This window comes from Mycobacterium sp. 141, assembly GCF_000382405.1.
GTDB lineage: Bacteria > Actinomycetota > Actinomycetes > Mycobacteriales > Mycobacteriaceae > Mycobacterium.
On record NZ_KB908268.1, the window covers coordinates 1 to 17,587 of the forward strand.

Annotated in this window: 14 protein-coding genes and 1 pseudogene; 6 read left to right on the top strand and 9 right to left on the bottom strand. The window is 66.5% G+C overall.

Going from position 1 to position 17,587, the window contains the following annotated elements; all coding sequences use genetic code 11:
- From H276_RS0116795 to H276_RS23135, 3 genes are all read left to right on the top strand, one after another.
- Nucleotides 1-687: VWA domain-containing protein (locus tag H276_RS0116795; RefSeq protein WP_019972465.1), on the top strand; the 687-nt coding region annotated here is incomplete at its 5' end.
- 633 nt (nt 688-1,320) lie between these two features.
- Complete coding sequence (locus tag H276_RS0116800) at nt 1,321-3,498, top strand: hypothetical protein (RefSeq protein WP_036461250.1); 2,178 nt, start codon at nt 1,321-1,323, stop codon at nt 3,496-3,498.
- Nucleotides 3,498-5,054, top strand: coding sequence for a hypothetical protein (locus H276_RS23135; RefSeq protein WP_019972466.1), 1,557 nt, complete (start codon nt 3,498-3,500; stop codon nt 5,052-5,054). Before H276_RS0116800 ends, H276_RS23135 begins: the two co-directional genes overlap by 1 nt.
- A gap of 6 nt (nt 5,055-5,060) precedes the next feature.
- Here the strand turns inward: H276_RS23135 and H276_RS0116810 are convergent, their stop codons facing one another.
- Nucleotides 5,061-5,744, bottom strand: coding sequence for a response regulator transcription factor (locus H276_RS0116810; RefSeq protein WP_036461251.1), 684 nt, complete (start codon nt 5,742-5,744; stop codon nt 5,061-5,063).
- Between the two features lie 74 nt (nt 5,745-5,818).
- On the opposite strand from H276_RS0116810, the gene H276_RS0116815 reads away from it, so the two are divergent.
- Entirely contained in the window at nt 5,819-8,065 is a 2,247-nt protein-coding gene (locus H276_RS0116815) for a sensor histidine kinase (RefSeq protein ID WP_019972468.1), read from the top strand.
- A 10-nt stretch (nt 8,066-8,075) separates the two neighbouring features.
- On the opposite strand, the gene H276_RS23140 is transcribed toward H276_RS0116815, so the two are convergent.
- The 3 genes and pseudogenes from H276_RS23140 to H276_RS0116830 all read right to left on the bottom strand — a co-directional run.
- Complete coding sequence (locus H276_RS23140) at nt 8,076-8,675, bottom strand: hypothetical protein (RefSeq protein ID WP_019972469.1); 600 nt, start codon at nt 8,673-8,675, stop codon at nt 8,076-8,078.
- A gap of 15 nt (nt 8,676-8,690) precedes the next feature.
- Complete coding sequence (locus H276_RS23145; protein ID WP_019972470.1) at nt 8,691-9,380, bottom strand: hypothetical protein; 690 nt, start codon at nt 9,378-9,380, stop codon at nt 8,691-8,693.
- A 108-nt stretch (nt 9,381-9,488) separates the two neighbouring features.
- Nucleotides 9,489-9,713: pseudogene (locus H276_RS0116830) on the bottom strand (LuxR C-terminal-related transcriptional regulator); the annotation flags it as partial.
- A gap of 191 nt (nt 9,714-9,904) precedes the next feature.
- Between H276_RS0116830 and H276_RS0116835 the strand changes: the two are divergent.
- A complete protein-coding gene (locus tag H276_RS0116835; protein WP_019972472.1) occupies nt 9,905-10,648 on the top strand; it encodes a response regulator transcription factor in 744 nt (247 codons plus the stop codon).
- Nucleotides 10,649-10,762: 114 nt separating this feature from the next.
- On the opposite strand, the gene H276_RS0116840 is transcribed toward H276_RS0116835, so the two are convergent.
- Complete coding sequence (locus tag H276_RS0116840; protein WP_019972473.1) at nt 10,763-13,138, bottom strand: lysylphosphatidylglycerol synthase transmembrane domain-containing protein; 2,376 nt, start codon at nt 13,136-13,138, stop codon at nt 10,763-10,765.
- Between the two features lie 229 nt (nt 13,139-13,367).
- Here H276_RS0116840 and H276_RS0116845 point away from each other — a divergent pair, with 229 nt between their 5' ends.
- Nucleotides 13,368-15,170, top strand: a complete 1,803-nt coding sequence (locus tag H276_RS0116845) for a bifunctional serine/threonine-protein kinase/transporter substrate-binding domain-containing protein (protein WP_019972474.1) — start codon at nt 13,368-13,370, stop codon at nt 15,168-15,170.
- A 5-nt stretch (nt 15,171-15,175) separates the two neighbouring features.
- Here the strand turns inward: H276_RS0116845 and H276_RS23150 are convergent, their stop codons facing one another.
- The 4 genes from H276_RS23150 to H276_RS23155 all read right to left on the bottom strand — a co-directional run bounded on the left by H276_RS23150 (nt 15,176) and on the right by H276_RS23155 (nt 17,484).
- On the bottom strand, nt 15,176-15,487 hold the full coding sequence (locus H276_RS23150) for a sensor domain-containing protein (protein ID WP_196807941.1): 312 nt from the start codon (nt 15,485-15,487) through the stop codon (nt 15,176-15,178).
- A gap of 86 nt (nt 15,488-15,573) precedes the next feature.
- On the bottom strand, nt 15,574-16,473 hold the full coding sequence (locus H276_RS0116855; RefSeq protein WP_019972476.1) for a hypothetical protein: 900 nt from the start codon (nt 16,471-16,473) through the stop codon (nt 15,574-15,576).
- Nucleotides 16,474-16,481: 8 nt separating this feature from the next.
- Nucleotides 16,482-16,817 carry a hypothetical protein gene (locus H276_RS0116860; RefSeq protein WP_019972477.1) on the bottom strand — a complete coding sequence of 112 codons (336 nt, stop codon included), beginning with the start codon at nt 16,815-16,817 and terminating at the stop codon, nt 16,482-16,484.
- Complete coding sequence (locus H276_RS23155; protein WP_019972478.1) at nt 16,810-17,484, bottom strand: hypothetical protein; 675 nt, start codon at nt 17,482-17,484, stop codon at nt 16,810-16,812. Before H276_RS23155 ends, H276_RS0116860 begins: the two co-directional genes overlap by 8 nt.
- Nucleotides 17,485-17,587: the final 103 nt, after the last annotated feature.

Below are 17,587 nucleotides of genomic sequence, written 5' to 3' on the forward strand. Positions count from 1 at the left end.
TGGGCGGTGGAGCTCAATGACGAGAACCCGGACCCGCGCGTCGCCTGCGTCGTGTTGGCGGATGTTTCCGGGTCGATGATGGGGCAACCGATCGCGGCGCTTGAGCGCGGGTACGCGGCGTTTACCCAGTACCTGAATACCGAGACGCTGGCGAGTAAGCGGGTGGAGGTGGCGGTGGTGACGTTCGGGTCGGTGGCGACGGTGTTGGTGCCTATGCAGGAGGCGCGCATGCTGCAGCCGGCCCGGTTCACCGCGTCCGGCCGGACGAACATGGCCGCGGGTATACATCTGGCCTTGGACATACTGGAAGACCGCAAGGATGCGTATAAGGCTGCGGGCCTGCAGTATTACCGGCCGTGGATACTGCTGCTGACTGACGGTGAACCGAACCAGGAGGGTTTTGGTGAGGCGGTCGCGCGGCTGAACGGTGTCGAAATGGCCCGTGGGGTGACGGTCTTCGCGGTCGGCGCCGGTCCGCAGGTGAATTATCAGATGCTGGCCCGTCTGTCCGTGCAGCGCAGCCCCGCTCCACTCGACGGTCTCAAGTACGAGGAGCTGTTCGAGTGGCTGTCGGCGTCGCTGAGCAACGTCTCGAATTCGACGGAGTTCGCGCGATCCGACGAGGGCCTCTCCGCGGTGGGAAGTCAGATCCAGTTGCCGCCGCTGAGCGGGTGGACCACCGTCTAAACACCGTCGAAGCGCGCGACGGTTACGCTGCGGCCGCGAGCGACCTCGCGTAGTTCACGGTCTGGTTGGACTTCAACCGGAGTGACGCTCCGCTTGACGGTGAGCCAGGTGCCGAACAAGATGGCCCCGATGCACGGGCGGCCCGTTCTGGCAACACCGACCGGTCTACCTTCCGGACGCCGGAGGTCTCGGGCAGGGTGATCGGTGGAGGAAACACTGGTGTCCGGTGCTCGGATCGGATAGCGAATAGTTGTCGCCCGATCGTATGAATGTCCAGCGGCCGAAGTCCGTGGATCGGGTCCGCAGCTGGCAAATTGCAATCCGGAACAGGTGCGAATGCGGATATCGGCCCGCTTTTCGGTGCGGCGTAGCCGAACTCAGTATTTCCTAATGCAATTATTTAATCTCTGTTGTTTGCCTTGGCGATACCCGCTGGGTTTACCCATCCCGGCGGTTGGGCGGGTTCGTCGTCCGAACGGGCGATATCCGGCAACCAGGTAGAGGTGTGAGGATCGCTGCGCAGTTATTTGTAGGTTGGTGATGCCGGTTTGTGACCCGACGTTTACAGTGAGGACTCGCGCCAGCAAAGGTGGTGCTGTGTGGGTTGGCAGCCTGATGAATGAGGTGGGCTAGGTGGATGTCATGCTCGGTGTGTCCGTTGTGGGCGCCGACGCGCGGATTGCGCTGCTCGACGCCGCGGCGCCGCACGACGTCATCGACCAATCGGCTGTCGATCTGAGCACCGAACCCGGCAGCGTGCTGGTCTCGACATTGGTGGCCACCGATCGCATGCTGGCCGAGTCCGGGCACCGCGTCGTGGCCACCCGCATCTGCGCCGCCGACGCCGAGCAGGCGAATACGCTGGTCAACGATCTCGTCGACGCCGATATGACGGATGTGACCGCGGTAGCCCGCCCCGATGTGCTGACCGCTGCCGTACGGTCGCTGGCAGCCGGCGAAACCGTCGCCTCACTGTCGTCGGAGGGCGATACGGCCGCGTTGTCCATCGTCGATTCCGATACCGACACCACCTCGCTCATCGCGGTCGAACCGATTCGGCAGGACGATCACGGCTCGGCCTACCGGGCCCTGCTCGAACGGTTCAGCGAGGAGCCGGGCGGCGCGACGAGCGTGATCGTGCTGGGGGCGCCGACCACTTCGCAGTGGGCCACCGAGATCGGCGGGGCGGTGGCGGTTCCCTTGCGATTTCCCGATAAGCCCGAGTTCGTTCTGGCGCGCGGGGCCGCGCTCGCCGCCCTGTCGAGGCCGTCGGCCGCTGCTGCTTTCCCCGACGTCGCGTTGGATGCGGCCGAGACGATGCACAGCCCGCAGGGGCAGCAGTTGGCCTATTCGGAGGTCGACGACACCGGCGGCCTCGACACTGAATTCGGCTACGCGGACAGCGATGTTCCGCTGCAGACCCCGATGCGGCCGCTGAGTGCGATCGACCCCGAGGAAGTGGAAGACGACGGCGTCACCACCGCGGTGCCGCGCCCCAAGATGCTGCTGCTGGGCAGCACGGTTGCCGCCGTCGTGGTGGTGGGTTTCGCGGCCTTGGCCGTCAGTGTCGCCATCAGCTTCCGGCCTACCGCGAGCCAGCAGGCGATCCGGATGCAGGACGAGACCGTGCCCGGCAAGTACTTCCCGGTGACGCCCGGCCAGGGCGTGACTCCCGATGGCCCGAACTGGACCGCCATCGAGAACACCCCTCCGCCCGGCGTGGACAACGGTGGCGTACGGACCTTCGAGACCAAAGCACTGAACTTCTCCGGGAACCGCGCTGACGCGGTGGTACCCAGGGTGATTCAGATCTACCGGGACGGGACCGTGGGCGTCCCCGACCCGCAGAGTCTGGTGCCGCCCAGCCCGCCGGATCCCCTCAACCCTGTTATCCCCCAGGCGGTCCCGGATTTCGTACCGCGCCTGATTCCTGATCTGTCCAAGGTCGACATGACCCAGGTGCTGTCGGTACTCGGCAACATGCAGGAAAACCGGGCGAGCACAGTCGCGGCCGCCCAGAACTTGGGGCGCGTCGTACCGCTGACCGACATGGTCAACCCCAACAACGGTCTCGGCCTCAAAGACCTGGGCCTGGTTGCCGCCGTACCGAGCAATCGCGGCGCGCTGTTCAGCACCGACCAGCCGAAGTCGGCGGTTTCCGCTGCCGGCTCGATTCCCGCCGAGATCTTCCAAACCGGCAAGACCGGAGTCGACGCAGCGCAGGTCCTGCCTCCCGACGCCAAGATGATCGAGGCCCTTCCGGCTCCCGTCACCAACGGAAAGCCCGGTAGTGCACCAATTTTCGGCAATGTCATACCCGATCTCGGTGCCGTCATGCCCGATCCCGCCGGTGTGGCGCCCGGAACGGTCCAACCGGTGCTCGGGACGACCCCTGATGTCGCCGGCGGGCTTCCGGACGTGTTGCCCAGGCCGGACGTGACCCCGCAACTGCCGAACGTGCTGCCGCCGACGGATCTGTTGCCGAATCCAGTCGTGAAAGCGCCCGTACCCGATGTGCCTGTGCCGCAGGTGAAGATTCCGGACGCGCCGGTCGAGGTCCCGCAGGTGAAGATTCCGGATGTGCTTGTGCCGCAGGTGAAGATTCCTGATCCGCCCGTATCGGTTCCGGAACCCCCGGTTTCGGTGCCGGAGCCGGTCTTCAAGCTGCCCATACCGGTGTTCAACGTCCCGGTACCGGCTGCCCCCTCGGTACCGGCCCCCGAGGCCCCGTCGGCGCCATCCGTGCCGCTGCTGCCGCAGCTTCCGCAGCTTCCGCTGCTGGGCGGGCTGTTCGGATCGGGATCGGGTTAGTGCCTGTGCCTGCACATCAGCAAACCGAAGCCGCGACAACGGTGTTCGCCACCAGCGACACCATGAATCGGCTGAACCTCATCCGGGACGCGCTCGCCGGGATCCTGGTGGTCGCAGGCCTGCTGCTGCCCTGGAGCATCTCCTGTGGGATAGGGATCGCGGCGACACCGGGCTGGGTTTTCGGCCTGCTGGCTGTGGTCACCGTGCTGTCGCTGGTCGCCGTGGTGTGCAGCCACGTCGGAACCATGGTTGCGCCGGATCGGCTGCGGTTACTGCTCAATGTGCCGTATCTGGTTGTGACAGTGGGGTTTGTGACGGTCACCGTGGTGCAGTCGGTCTCCTACGGCGGCACCGGCACGCTGCCACCGGGCATCGGACCGGGCGCGTGGCTGGGAACGGCGGGTGCACTGCTGGCCGCCCAGCCGACCATCACCGGAACCGAGGACGAGTGGTCCGGCGCCAGGACGTCGCGGATCATCGGCATCGTGTCGCTCGTACTGGCGATCGGAGCGGTGGCGTTCAACCTCTATTGGCGGGCCCGATTCGTGGTTCCGCAGATCGGCAACGCCGACACGGGCATGCAGAACCTCGTCGTGGCCATTGCCGCGCTCCTGTACGGCCTGGTTGCGCTGGCGCCCATCGTGATTGCCGCCCGCTGGCTCATGTCGGGCGCCGCGGCAGCGCGAATGGCCACGGTGCTGCTCGGGTCGTCGGTCCTGGTGGGCGGAGCGCTGGTGTGGATCCTGCCGGTGGGCCGCGATCTGGACGCCTTCCACGGCATCGCCCAGAACACCTCTACCGCGGGTGTCGGGTTCGAGGGGTATCTGGCGTGGGCGGCCGCGGCGGCGATCGTCGGCACGACCACCGTGCTGGGCGCGTCCGGTTCGGGGGGCCAGTGGCGCGGCGCGGCACGAAAGTGCCTGCTGCTCATCGCTGTCTGGTGTGGCGGCTCGGCGGTGCTGCGGATCGTCGACCTGATGTCGACGTCAGTGCTGGATCTGCCGACGCCGCCGTACAACAGCACCGCGCTGATGGTTTTCGATCTGGTGGTCGCGGTGCTGGCGATGTGGTTGTTCACCAATCACAACTCCGGAAGTGCGGCACCACGATTGGTGATGCCGCTGCTCTTCGGCATCCTGTTCGCGCTTACGGTGTCGCGGGTGGTCGTCGGGGTGGCGCTTGTGCCTCGGGTTCAGCCGCTCAACGCATCCGATATCAACAGCGTGCACGGCAACACGCTGTCCCAGCAGATCACCAGCACCTTCGATGTGGCCTTGTGTGTGCTGGCGCTGGCCCTTCTGGCGGTGCCACTCGTGGCCAGCGCCAGGAGTGGGCGCGTCCGCACGCTTCGGCAGGAACCGGTCGCGTCCACCGAACAACTGGCTCCTGTGGTCGTCGAATCCGCGACCATCCGGATCGCCCGACTGGAGACCGTCTCGAAGGCAACGGATTCGGCACCTGATCGGGTGACCCGGGCGGCGGCCGAGTCGGCCCAAACATTCGCTGCAGGCAAAACCTACGATGGGGCGCAACACGTGGACCGCGACGGCGATTAGGACCGACTAGGACAGGTCGTTCAGGCTGAGGATCCCGTCTTCGATGGCGCGCGCCAGCAGCGCTGACTTGGTCGGTGCGGGGCGCCCGACGCTGGCGTACTTCGCCCGCGCCCGCTGCAGATGGGTGCGCACAGTGGTCGGTGATATGTAGAGCCGCTTGCCGACGAGTTCCTTGCTCTCGGTTTGGAACCAGGCGATCAAGACTTCTTTTTCCCGCTCGGAAAGGCTGATCCGGCCGAGCCGAGTGTCGTTGAGGAGGGCTTTGGCCATGCGGGGGGCGACATAGGGCGTGCTGGACTGCGCGGCGTGGATGGCGTCGATGAGATGACGCTTGCCCTCGGTCTTGGTCAGATAACTGACGGCGCCGAGGTCCAGTGAGGTCAGGATGACTTCGTCGGCCGTCAGATGCGAATACACCACCACCTGTTGACCGGCTTCGGACAATGTGCGCAGCGTGTCGAATTCTGGTTTGCCCCCGTCGATCTGGAGATCGAGAAGCAGGACGTCGACGGTGTCGGGGGACTCGGCGGCCTGCGCGAAGTACTCGGCCGGGCTGCTGAAGCAGCCGGTCAGCTCGATCGGCGGAACCGCGTCCACACACCATGCTTCGATGCCGGCGCGCACTACATCGTGGTCGTCGATCACCGCGACCGTCACGGGTCGTGGGCTTGTGGGTTGTGGCGTCGTCATCGCTGTGTCGTGCACCGAAATCTCTATGTGGGTGGGGGATTTGCACGTCAGTCTAATCGATCTATGTTCTTCTCATGGCGGCATCGGATGGAGCGGCGACAGAGCTGCAGACCGATGCTCCGCGACGCCACTTGATGCGCCGCGCAGCCACCGTCGGCCTGCTGATGCGCAATTGCGTGGGTCTGGCGGTGGCGCTGGTGACCCTCGCTGATCCGGCGTCGATACGGTTGCCTGCAGGTACCTGGTTGATGGTGATCCTGGCGGTGTGGTCGGCATACCGGATCGCCACCCGTTCGCACGGCCGTGCCGTCCTCGCCGTCGATTTCCTGTTGGTCCTCGGGGTCTGCACAGCGATCCCGGTACTGACGCCCGATCCGCACTTCTACCTGACCAACAGTGCGCCGCAGGCGATTGCGGGTACCGCGGTGATCAGCTTCGCGGTTTCGGTGCCGGCCCGGCTCAGCTTCCCCATCACGGTCGCCGTGGCCACCGGCTATGCGTGGGGGAGTGCCCAGGTCGTGGGTTGGGGCAACGTCACCGCGGTCGCTGCGTTGTACTACTTCGCGCTGCAATGGTCGACGTCTGTCCTGATCCGCCTGATGGTGCTGCGGGTCGCCGTCGCGGTGGGTCAGGCCCGCGCCGGGCGCCGGGCGGCCGAACTGGTGCAACAGGTCAATGACGCGGTCTGGGAGTTCGATCGTGAGCAACTGGCGTTGCTGCACGATACCGCGGCCTCGACGTTGTTGATGGTCGGTCAGGGCGCCGTCGCGTCTCCGGAGCGGCTGTCCGCTCAGGCTCGGCGCGATCTTCAACTCCTGCAACACGGGCCGTGGATCGCCCCACCGGAACGCCTCGAACTGGTCGGCGCACTGCGCGACGCGGCCACCCATCTGGTGACGCCGGTCGAGTTCGGCGGGCTCGGTGAACTCTGGCTGACCGGCGAGACAGGCCGGCTCGTGCTCGCGGCAGGCCGCGAGGTGATGACCAACGTGGATCGGCACGCGCAGGCACGACTACTGAGAATCACCGTGTCTTCCGACGCCGTCCTGTTGGTGGACAACGGTGTCGGGTTCGATCCCGACGCTCCCCGCAGCGGCCACGGCGTGACGGATTCGATCGTCGACCGGATGGCCCGCGCCGGCGGGCGGGCGCAGATCACGTCGTCACCGGGGTCGGGCACGTCGATCGAATTGTCGTGGCCACAGGCCTCTGAAGTGGTCGACGAGCAGCCGGCCGTGTCCGATCCGGATCGGCTGATCGACCGCGTTCGGATCAGATACGGGCTGGCCCTCACGGGATATGCGTTGGCGAATCTCGCTTTCGCGGTGCCACAGGCCGAGCTGGCCAGCGGCGGGCGGGCGGTCGACGTCGTTTTGGGTGTGGTCGCCGCAGGTGCGGTGCTGACCGCGGTACCCGGGATCTTGCGCGCCCGTTGGCGGTTCGCGCGGCCGGCGGTCGTCGCTCTGATGCTCGTGACGGTCCTGCAGCCGCTGCTGCTGCCCCCGGAACTGGTTGGCGGATACGCACATTGGGCGCAGAACGCCGTCGGGTGGTGTGCGTTGCCACTGCTGCTGGGCGTGTCGACCAGCCGCGGTGCGGCTGTGCTGGTCGGCTTCTGGACGCTCGGAGCGGTCGCCGAGCTGATCTGCCGACCGGACTCAGCGTTGTTGGTCAACGTTGGCCTCGGGACGGCCAGCATTCTCGCTGTCCAGTTGTTCGCATTGCTGTTCAACGGACTGGTACGGGGTGCTGCCGCCGAGGCACATGCCGAGACCGATGCTCATCACCGGCTCGTTGCCGAGGACAGGGTGAGCCGGGCACTGCGTGACGAGTATCAGCGGCGCTACGCCAGATTGGTCGACAATGTGTTGCCGCTGCTGAGGGAGCTGGGCGGGACCGGTAGCGCCGGCGATGATCTGCAGCGTGCGGCACGTGCCGAATCTCGCCGGCTGCGGGCGCTGTTCGATCAGGAGGCGACCTTCGATCACCCGCTCATGCGACAGGTCCGTCGGCTGGTCGATACCGCGGAGTCGTCCGACATCGATGTGGCGATCGACCTGGCCGGCACTCTACCGGCGTTCGATGCCGATGAAATCGGCTCGCTGGTAGCGCCTTTGGACAGGATCGTGAGCGCGGCACCCGCGTCGATACGTCTCGTGGTCAACGGCGCGGATTCGGAGGTCAGCGTCAGTATCGTCTGCGACGGCATGGCCGACGATCCGCACCTGGCCCATGACCTGGAGTCTGCAGGCTGCGCCGAGGTGGTGACCTCAGGTCCCCTGGTGTGGGTGCTGGTCCGCCATGCTCTCGTGACGGTATGACGGGCAATCGTCAGGGAGTCACGAAGATGCTGCGAATCGCGGCGGGATCCCACTGGCCGGTCGGCTTCCCGTCGACCGTACCGCTGACCGATCCGTGGCCGACCGCGATGAGATCGGCCCCGTACCGGACGACGCAGACCCAGGCTGCGCGCTCGTCGTCATCGGTGAAAGCCGTTCCGGCATAGGTTTGTTGAGCGAGTCCGAGGACAGCCGCCGCAGCGTCCTGGGCGGATGCCGGGCGTAGGGCGTGGACACCGGCTGCCGTCGTGGTGTCCACCACCCAGCCGTCGGGTGTCTGTGCCGCGGTCACCGATGCGCCGCCCAGAACGGAATGATCCGACACAGGTGCGATATACGCGCCGACGCGGTGCGTCGAATCTAGGAATGCCGCGACATCGTCGGCGATCATCTCGTGTGGACGCATGCCGGGGCGGTCCGCGTCGGCCCGAGCCAGCCTGCGCACCATGAGGGAACGCATGCCCCGCATACCGGCCCGCGTGAGCTCCCCGGGCGTCGCGGCCACGGTGCTCAGGCCGATGGGCCACGGCCGTCCGGCGGCGGCGCAGAGCGCGACGATCTCGTCGTCGGTCAGCAGTGCGGTGTCGTCCACGAGGGATCGGCCTCTCTACCAGGGAACCAGATTCGAGAACAGTTTCGGCACGTAGCCGACCACGGCGTCCTTGGCGGCATCGAACGCGCCACCGGGATCGGAGGCGATGTAGGCGGTGACGGTTTTGACGCCGCCGGCGCTGAAGTCAGCCTGCGCCGCCTGCTCGGCGACGTCACGCCATTGCGACACTGCCACACCGGAGAGATAGCCGACCGGGGCGTCGGTGCCCTTGATCAGTCCGCTGGCGAGGTCGACCATCGAATCGCCTGCCTCGCCGATCTTCTGCTCCGGCGTGAGCCGGTTGTCGCTGGCAAGTCCGAGTGCATCCACCAGCGGGATCGCGCCGACGTCGTCGTATCGGCCGAGCAGAGTTCCCCACGTAATGGGCCACACCGCATTCGAATTGAGGAAATCCCGGATACCCATCAGCGGATTGAGCGGCTGCTGGTCGAGTCCGTTGGGTAGGACCTGCAGCATCGATTTGGCGGTCGTCGATCCTGTTGCGTCACTGGCGTGTTCCTGTTGACCGGCATTGCGTTCGACGTGCCACTGGGACCGGTAGCGCTCCGCGTCGGGGCCACGCCAGGGCACCGACGGCAGTGAACCGGTTACCGCGGCCGAGGCCGCCTCCAGTCGATCGGCTGCTTGGTGGAGCGTCCGTGCCAGAGCCCGCATCTGGTCGCTATCGGCGCCGACCACTCCCATGTGGACCTCCTCGGGCAGGCTGCGTGTGGCATGGACGAGGCCCCAATCACACCACCTGGCGGCACGATTGACTGTCAGTCCAACGGATGAAAACGGCGAGCCGAAGGCTCACAGATCATCGATGTGGATCAGGCCGTCCTGAATGGCACGGGCGACCAGGGCGGCTTTGGTCTTCGCGGGCCGTCCGACCGCGGCGTATTTTGCTCGCACCCGCTGAAGATGGGTGCGGACCGTGGTCGGCGCGATGTGCAGCTGGCGGGCGACCTCATCCTTGCTTTCGGTGTGGAACCAGGCGACGAGCACCTCTACTTCACGGGGAGCAAGCTCTGGTTGGATGGCAGGTATCAGTTCGGGAATAGACAAATCCGGGACACCTCTCAACCTCCTGAAGCTTGGTTCTATCGTCCGTTCGGACGACAGGAAAAGCAGGTGGTTCTCACACCTATTTGCCAGACTGGGAGTTCGGCAAACGGCAATTACGGAGAACTTCGGGCAAGATCTTGCCTGGCATAGGAAAATTGACTATGGACCACAGTCCTCGAATCCTGGTGGCATCGCCGCTGGCTCGCATCATCACGCCGGCGCTGGCCAACGCGTTCCCCAACAGCGTGGTCGAAGAGGCGTTGGACCGTGACAGTGTGCGTCGTCAGGTTGCCGGCCGGGTTCGCTTCGACGTGGTGATCGCCGACCTGGTGTGGAACCACCCCGACCTGGAGTACAGCTTTGACGGCCTCGATGTGCTTGACATCCTGCGCGCTGCAGACCGTCCGTCGCCGGTGATTCTGGCGACCCAGGGGCAGACGATCGAACTCGATCTGCTCGACGAGGCCAGGCTGCGTCCCGAGATCGCGGCGGTGTTTCCCAAGTCTGTTGGTACCGCCGAGCTTTCTACGCTCGTCCGCGACGCCGCGGTGGGCAGACGACACATCGCGGCTGTGCCGGCATCTCGGAAACCTCCGCTATACGAGTCGTTTCACGGCCGCAAAGGGGAGACGGCGGGACGCTTGGCCGGCGCGATCGCTGCGGGGCGGGCCACCGACGGCGTCACACTGGCCGCCGCCGCGGGCGTCGCGGTCAACACCGCGAACAAGGTCACCGCCCACTACCTCGGGCCGATCATCGTCCAGCGTGGTGAGCACGACCATGACCTGCCATTGACGCTGGCCGCCGTCTACCGGTGGTGCGGCTTGCACGCCCGCTACATCGTGAGTTGGTGCAGGCGCAACGGTCACGCCGATGTGCTGAGAGCCGCGAATACCGATTCTTAGCAGGCAAATCACGCCGAGTGTCACGCTGGAGTGGCGGTCGGCGCCGAGTGCCACTCCAGCGTGACGAAGCGGCCCGGCGACCGTTGATCGTCACAATTCACGGTCGTGTCGCGGTCAGATCATGTCGTTATGCGTGAGCCAGCGCATCACCGGCCAACCTACGAAGACCGGCAGCCAGCACGTCAGCACCCGGTAGAGCAGGACCGCGGGAACGGCGATGGCGGGCGGCAGCCCGAAACCGGCCAGACCGCCGATCAGGGCGGCCTCGACCGCGCCGACACCTCCGGGGGTCGGAGCCGCCGAGGCCAGTGTTCCGCCGATCATCGTGACGACCGTGACGGTGACGAACGAGGTGGTGCCGCCGAACGCCTCGACACTGGCCCACAGCGCCAGGGCGGCCCCGAGAGTCGTTCCCGCCGCGCCCAACACGATCAGGCCGAGCCGCTTGGGCTCCTTGGCCAGGTCGACGAGATCGTCGGTCACCTCCTTGAGCCGCGGCCGTACGGCCGTCGCCAGCCAGTGCCGCAGCTTCGGAACCGCCAGGAACCCACCGATCAAACCGAACGCCAGCCCCGCGATCAGATAGAGCACGGTCGCCGACGGGACGAAATGCGACAGATCCGCCCGTGCGCCGGCCGCGGTGGTGAACAAGATGAGCAGCGCCACGTGCACGATCACCTGGACGGTCTGCTGCAGCGTCACCGCCGCGGTCGCGCGCAGCGTGCTCAGCCCGCCCTTCTGCAGAAACCGTGTGCTCAGCGCAAGGCCGCCCACACCGGCCGGGGTGGTTGTCGCGGCGAAAGTGTTCGCCACCTGCATGATCGCCAGGTGCCGGAAGCTGACCAGTCCGTCGGCGCAGGCCCACAGCGCGGCCGCGGCCCCGACGTAGGTCAGCGCCGAGACCGTCAGTCCGAGCAGCGCCCACCACCAGTTCGCGGTGCCCAGCTCGGAGAAGAACGTCGGCACGGTGCTGATGAACGGGTAGGCCACATAGACCAGCGCCACCAGCAGCACCAGCTGGATCACCTGGTTGCGCGTGAAGCGCGTGATGGTCTCGGCCTGGATCTGATCGGCGCCGGTCTCGTGCTTCACTTCGTCGCGGGCCCGGGTCATCACGGTCTTGGCGTCGGGCACGGAGTAGCGAACCCGGCCCGGCACCGCGGTCTTGGTCAGCCTGCCGGAGGCGGTCAGTACGGTTTCGCGGTCGAACGCCTCGATCGCCGCGCGCACCGCCGACGGTGCGTCGTACAGCGCGGTGGTGGTCACCAGCAGCTGCGCGATGTCGGATTGCAGCTGGGTGTCGGTCGCGCCGTACTCGGCGCTGCCGAATCCACCGAACAGCACCGCGCCGTCCTCGACGGTGATCTCCCGGCTGCGCAGATCCCCGTGGGAGATCTGGTGGTCGTGCAGGGTGCGCAAGGCGTTCCACACCTTCTGCACACTGGCCCCGTCGGTGCACTGATCCAACGGCAGGCCGCGCTTCCGATTGTGGGCGTACAACGTCCAGCCGCGGTCCAGCGCGGCGACCGACATTGTCGATGTGCTGGCCAGCCCGAGGTCGCCGATGGCAATGGCCATCAGAGCGCGGTGCTCGACGGCGCGGCGCATCGAGGTCTGCAGTGGAGCGGTTTCGTTGGCGCGCAATCGCAGCTTGCTCCAGACCTGCCGGACGGCGCCGCCGCTGCGCTGGTTGGGTCCGTACAGCTCGACGACCGCGGTGGCGTCGGGATCAGGTGAGTACGCGTCGAGCAGCAGCGGTCCGGCACCGGCCGGCCGCACCACTTTGAACGAGGACACCGTGAAGCCGCGGTGGCCGAGTGCGCGTACAGCGCCGTCGAGCGGCACCTCCAGTGCCGGGGTACCGACGACGAGGACCACCAGGGCGCCGACGAACCAGCCGACCGCCAAACCGAGCAGTGAGCGGGCCGGCACCACGGCGCTGACCACCAGATGGATCGGTACGAATGCCAGCAGCAGGGTCCACCACCAGCGGCGCAGCCGGCGCGGCAGCCAGGGACCAGACACTGTCAACACCGCGGCCAGCATGGCGATCCAGCGCGGGTCGTCGAGGAACTGAGCCAGCTGGGTGTCGAGCCGGTCGGTGAGGTCGAAATGCCACTTCGGAGCGGCGATGCCGTTGCCGGTGATCGACAGCGACAGGATCGCGATGAGACCGGCCGCCGCGTAGGCGCCGAGCAGTTTCCACTGCCGCGACAGGATCAGGCTGACGAGGATCACGAACGGCAGGGCCAGGATGGCGATGCCGTAGGCCAGGTACACCAGGTTGGACTGGGTCGGCGTCAGAACGCCCACGATCTTGGAGATCGACCGTTCGAGCGCCACCCATTCGTAACGGGTGATCAGGGAGCTTGTAACAACCGCGACCAGGAACAATGCGGCCAGGGCGAGACGCAGGATGTCGTTGGTGCGTCGGGTCAGTGGTTGCAGCAGGCTGCCGGTGACGGTGATGTCCCGTCCGTCAACGCGCATGTTCCCCCTTTCGCGGCCCGCGACAAAGGTAACCGGGTGACGCGTCAATACCGGGTATTGGTCGTGATCCTCTGATGTTGTCCGGTTCGGATGGCGGCCCTGGGCTCCAAGAGGGCAGAGGCCCGCGGCAATCGCCACCTGCGTACGCTTCCCCTGAGATATCGGCGCCCTCGGTGAGGTAGCTTCGATCGACACATCGGAGCAGGGGCCTGCGCCGAGAGGGAAAACGGTGGACGAGACACCCTTTGGCCACTATCAGCTGCAGAAGCTGATCGGCCGCGGCGGTATGGGCGAGGTTTATCAGGCCTACGACACCAACACCGATCGCGTCGTCGCGCTCAAAGTTCTGCCCCCGCACCTGGCCCAGGACGCTTCGTTTCAGGATCGCTTCCGCAAAGAATCGCACGCGGCGGCCGGGGTCAACGATCCGCACGTGGTGCCGATCCACGGCTTCGGTGAGATCGACGGCCGGCTGTATCTGGATATGCGGCTCATCGAGGGCCGCAACCTCGGGGCCGTGCTGGCCAAGGCCCAGCGACCGCTGGAACCGGCATTCGCGGTCAGCCTGGTCGAGCAGGTCGCCTGTGCGCTCGACGCCGCCCACGCGGCCGGGCTGATCCACCGCGACGTCAAGCCGTCGAACATCTTGATCACCGATCACGACTTCGTGTATCTCATCGACTTCGGTCTGGCGCGCATGGCCGGCGAGGCCGGTATGACCACGGCAGGCAACACCCTGGGCACGCTGGCCTACATGGCGCCCGAGCGGTTCGACGCCGGAAAGACCGATCCACGCTCGGACGTCTACGCGCTGGCCTGTGTTCTCTACGAATGCCTGACGGGCGTGCGGCCCTATCCGGTTGACAGTCTCGAGCAGCAGATCGCCGGACACATGGTGCAGCCGCCGCCGCGACCGTCGGCCACCGATCCCAGGCTCGCGGCGTTCGACGAGGTGATCGCCAAGGGCATGGCGAAGAAGTCGGCCAAGCGCTATCAGACCGCCGGCGAGTTGGCGTCAGCCGCGCGCACCGCGCTCAGTGTCCCGGTCCGCACCACGGTCCGCTCCGGTCGCCATTCGGCCCAGCGGGTGAAGACCAAGCCGAGGATCGGGTTGCCGCGCAAAGCTCTTGTGATCACCGCGGCCACGCTTCTGGTGGCCACGGTAGGTGCGGTCGGGGTCTGGAAGTTGCGTGGCGGAGACCGCGGGCCCGGGCTGGCCGACACGGCGTCGGCCTCCGGCCGGGTGCAGGCGCCGTCGGGTGCGGTCCCGGCGATCGCGGCGACGGTGCCCGCCCAGATCCGGGAGACCGGGCGGCTCGTGATCGGCGTCAACGTGCCCTATGCACCTATCGAGTTCAAGAACTCCGGCGGAGAGCTGGTCGGCTTCGATGTCGACCTCATGAAAGCGGTGACCCGCGTCCTCGGGCTGGTTCCCGACTTCCGGGAGACGGGTTTCGACGGCATCCTGCCTTCGGTGCGCGACGGCAGTTTCAACGTCGGGATGACGGCGATGACCGACACCGTCGAACGAGAACGGCTGGCGGACTTCGTCACCTATTTGAACGCCGGCACGCTGTGGGCGCAGCGCACCGGGTCGAACGTGGATCCGACGGCGGCGTGCGGTCTGCGCGTTGCGGTGAAATACGGCACGATTCAGGACACCAAGGAGATCCCGGCCAAGAGCGACACCTGTGTGGCGGCGGGCCTCTCACCGATCGAGAAGGTGCAGCGCACCCGTCAGGACGAGGTCACCGCCGCGTTGGTCGCCGGGGACGCCGACGCGATGACCGCGGATTCGCCGGTGACCGGGTTTGCCGTCAAGCTCAGCGGTGGAGCTTTGGAGCCGGCCGGCGAGGTGTTCGACTCGGCGCCCTACGGCTGGCCGGTGGCCAAGGGCTCGCCGCTCGCAGAATCGCTGCGGCAGGCTTTGGAACAGCTGATGGAGACCGGTGAGTACCGGACCATCGCGACCATGTGGGGTGTGGACAAGGGCATGATCGACCAGCCGGCGATCAACGGCGCGCGACACTGACCGCCTCAGAGCGAGTTTCGCCCGCCGATGGTCTTTGTGTAGCCGGTGCCCCGGTACACCGAATCCATGGCGTTGCCGATGACGGGCACGCATTCCGGGCGCGACGCGCGCTCGTCGGCATCGAGCTTGGCGGGTGTGCGCAGCGCGGTCTTCGGGCGCAGCCCAGTGGTGCCCAGGATGGTGTTGAGCTCGGATTCGCTGGCCAGCGTGCTGCCCAGGACGTCGACCTGCGGGGTCGCCGTGTCGTGGACGGTTCGAGTGCATCCGGTCACCGCCACCAGCCCGGCCAGAAGCGCCGTGGCGGATCGCAAACACATGCCCATACCCCTCTCGATCGCTTGGTCGATCCTAAGTCGCCCGAGCGGGGCATCATGGCGGCAATCTCGCCCGCAGTGCGGGACTCCTAGACGGCCATACGTGCTGGGGTGGCGCTGGCGAGCTGGGTCAGGTGCTCGATGGCCACCATCACCGAACTACTTCGGGGCAGGGCGTCCACACTCTGGTAGGAGTTGTGCGCCAGTGCCGGCGGATTGGTGGCGTAGAACGCGATCGCCAGGTCGATCGCCTCGACGAGCGCCGGGCCGCCGACGATTGGATCGGTCACCAGCCGGAGCACCTGTTGGGCGAGGCCACCTTGGCCGGTCAGCGCGGCGATCACCGCGGCGATGGCGTTGATGTTGATCGACAGTTGGACGGCCGCCTTGTACACCGCGGTGATGTCGGCGCCCGCGGTGTCGTTCGGCGTGGTGGTGTAGAGGTCGCCGGGGTTGGCGAAATCCCACCAGGTGTCAACGCCGTTGGCGTCCTTGGGGATCTGCGCCGCGGTCAGGTTGGTGTCGGCGATGCCGCGCCCACCCGGATCGGTCCCGCCGGGAAACGTGTGACCCGTAAGCCGCCACGGGTTGCCGAACGTGTAACCGCCGATCAGGTTGGACCGGACCCATTGCAGTGACCCGGTCATGATCTCGGCCAGCACCCTCGATGCGGCCTCGGCGCCCTCGCTGTAGGCGCCCAGCACGAAGGTTTGTAGCGGGTTGGCGTTGATCCATGCCGTCGCGTTGGTCACCGCGATCTGGACCGATTCGGTGTAGCTGGGCGACAGGGGTGCTCCTGGCGGGACCGGTCCGAACGTCCAGGGAGACTGGATCGGAACTTCGAATACCAGGTCGGGATCGACGGCCGCAACGACGTCGGACGGGTAGCCGGTACCCGGGGCGGCGAACGCGCCGGCGAAGGTCAACACTGCGTGCCGGACGATCCGCACACCGGCGATGTTGGCGGCGATATCTCCGAAAGTTGCCATGGCACTGGCTACTTAGCTGACGTCGGTAGCTTGTTGGCGGTGCGCCACTGGATCGCGAACTCCATCAACTCGATGAGCACGTCGCCGGCATCGCGCGTGATGCCGTCACTGAAGGTGTGTACCCAGGCGATCTGCTCGGCGGTGGTCACCTGCTGCTCGAACGCGTCGTAAGTGCCCTGATACACCTGGCCGTTGTGGGTGGAGTTCCACGGGCCCCGGTTCGGGTCGTCAACGATGTCACCGATATTGCGTGGGTGCCGGGCGAAGACCACCCGCCAGGGCTCGGGCGCGCCGTTGACTGCGACGCCGGAGATGTCGGCTTGCAGGGATGTTGCGTCAGACACGGTCGGTACCTCCTGCTGGTTGGGTGACGACGCCGCAGGCTGCGGCGAACTGGACCGGGTTGAGCCCGTCGGCGGAATTCATGTCGCAGTTGCCGAATGGCGGTGCGCCCTCGGGTAACCCGCCGCCGTAGCCGCTGCCGTCGGTGTACTGGTGAGCGACCTTGCCGGGGTAAGGGGGATTACTGCCGTAGCCGGCGATGATGAGGCGTAGACCGGTTGGCTTCGTACGCCACATGGCCGTGAGGTCATAGACGTTGCCGTATCCGATGATCCGTGCCGGGTTCCCGGTGTAGTCCGCCAGATTCCAGTACAGCTGATTGATCCAGGAGGAGCCGTCGCCGGTCGGGTTGCCGCCCTGCTCGATGTCGAGCATGAGCGTGATGCGAGGATGCAGCCCGCCGTTGGCGTCGATCATGGACCGCACGGTGTTGGCATTTGCTTGCCAGTTGGGCCGGCAATAGGTGTAGACGATCCCGAATACCAATTTGCCGTCATCGAGCGCAGTGCGCATCCAGGTGTAGTTGGCGGCGAAATTGTGGTCCTGGTAAGTGCCGTCGCTGACCCGGATCGACAGCACCTCATACGGATAGCTGTCGTTCACCACCGGTTGAAACTCCGAGACGTCGGCGAACAGGGTGTCGGTGACCGGCACGACGGCGGCGGTCAATTCTTCCCGCGTGGATCGGCGACGGCGCGGGCGAGTCGAGCGCGACCGTCGATCATCGGGCGAACGGCCCGGGACCATGTGCTTCGCAACTCCGCTTTTCATG

Coding starts and splice junctions, on each gene's coding strand:
- H276_RS0116810 (WP_036461251.1), bottom strand. CDS start 5,744: ATGACGACGCCACAACCCACAAGCCCACGACCCGTGACGGTCGCGGTG.
- H276_RS0116815 (WP_019972468.1), top strand. CDS start 5,819: ATGGCGGCATCGGATGGAGCGGCGACAGAGCTGCAGACCGATGCTCCG.
- H276_RS23145 (WP_019972470.1), bottom strand. CDS start 9,380: ATGGGAGTGGTCGGCGCCGATAGCGACCAGATGCGGGCTCTGGCACGG.
- H276_RS0116835 (WP_019972472.1), top strand. CDS start 9,905: ATGGACCACAGTCCTCGAATCCTGGTGGCATCGCCGCTGGCTCGCATC.
- H276_RS0116840 (WP_019972473.1), bottom strand. CDS start 13,138: ATGCGCGTTGACGGACGGGACATCACCGTCACCGGCAGCCTGCTGCAA.
- H276_RS23150 (WP_196807941.1), bottom strand. CDS start 15,487: ATGTGTTTGCGATCCGCCACGGCGCTTCTGGCCGGGCTGGTGGCGGTG.
- H276_RS0116855 (WP_019972476.1), bottom strand. CDS start 16,473: ATGGCAACTTTCGGAGATATCGCCGCCAACATCGCCGGTGTGCGGATC.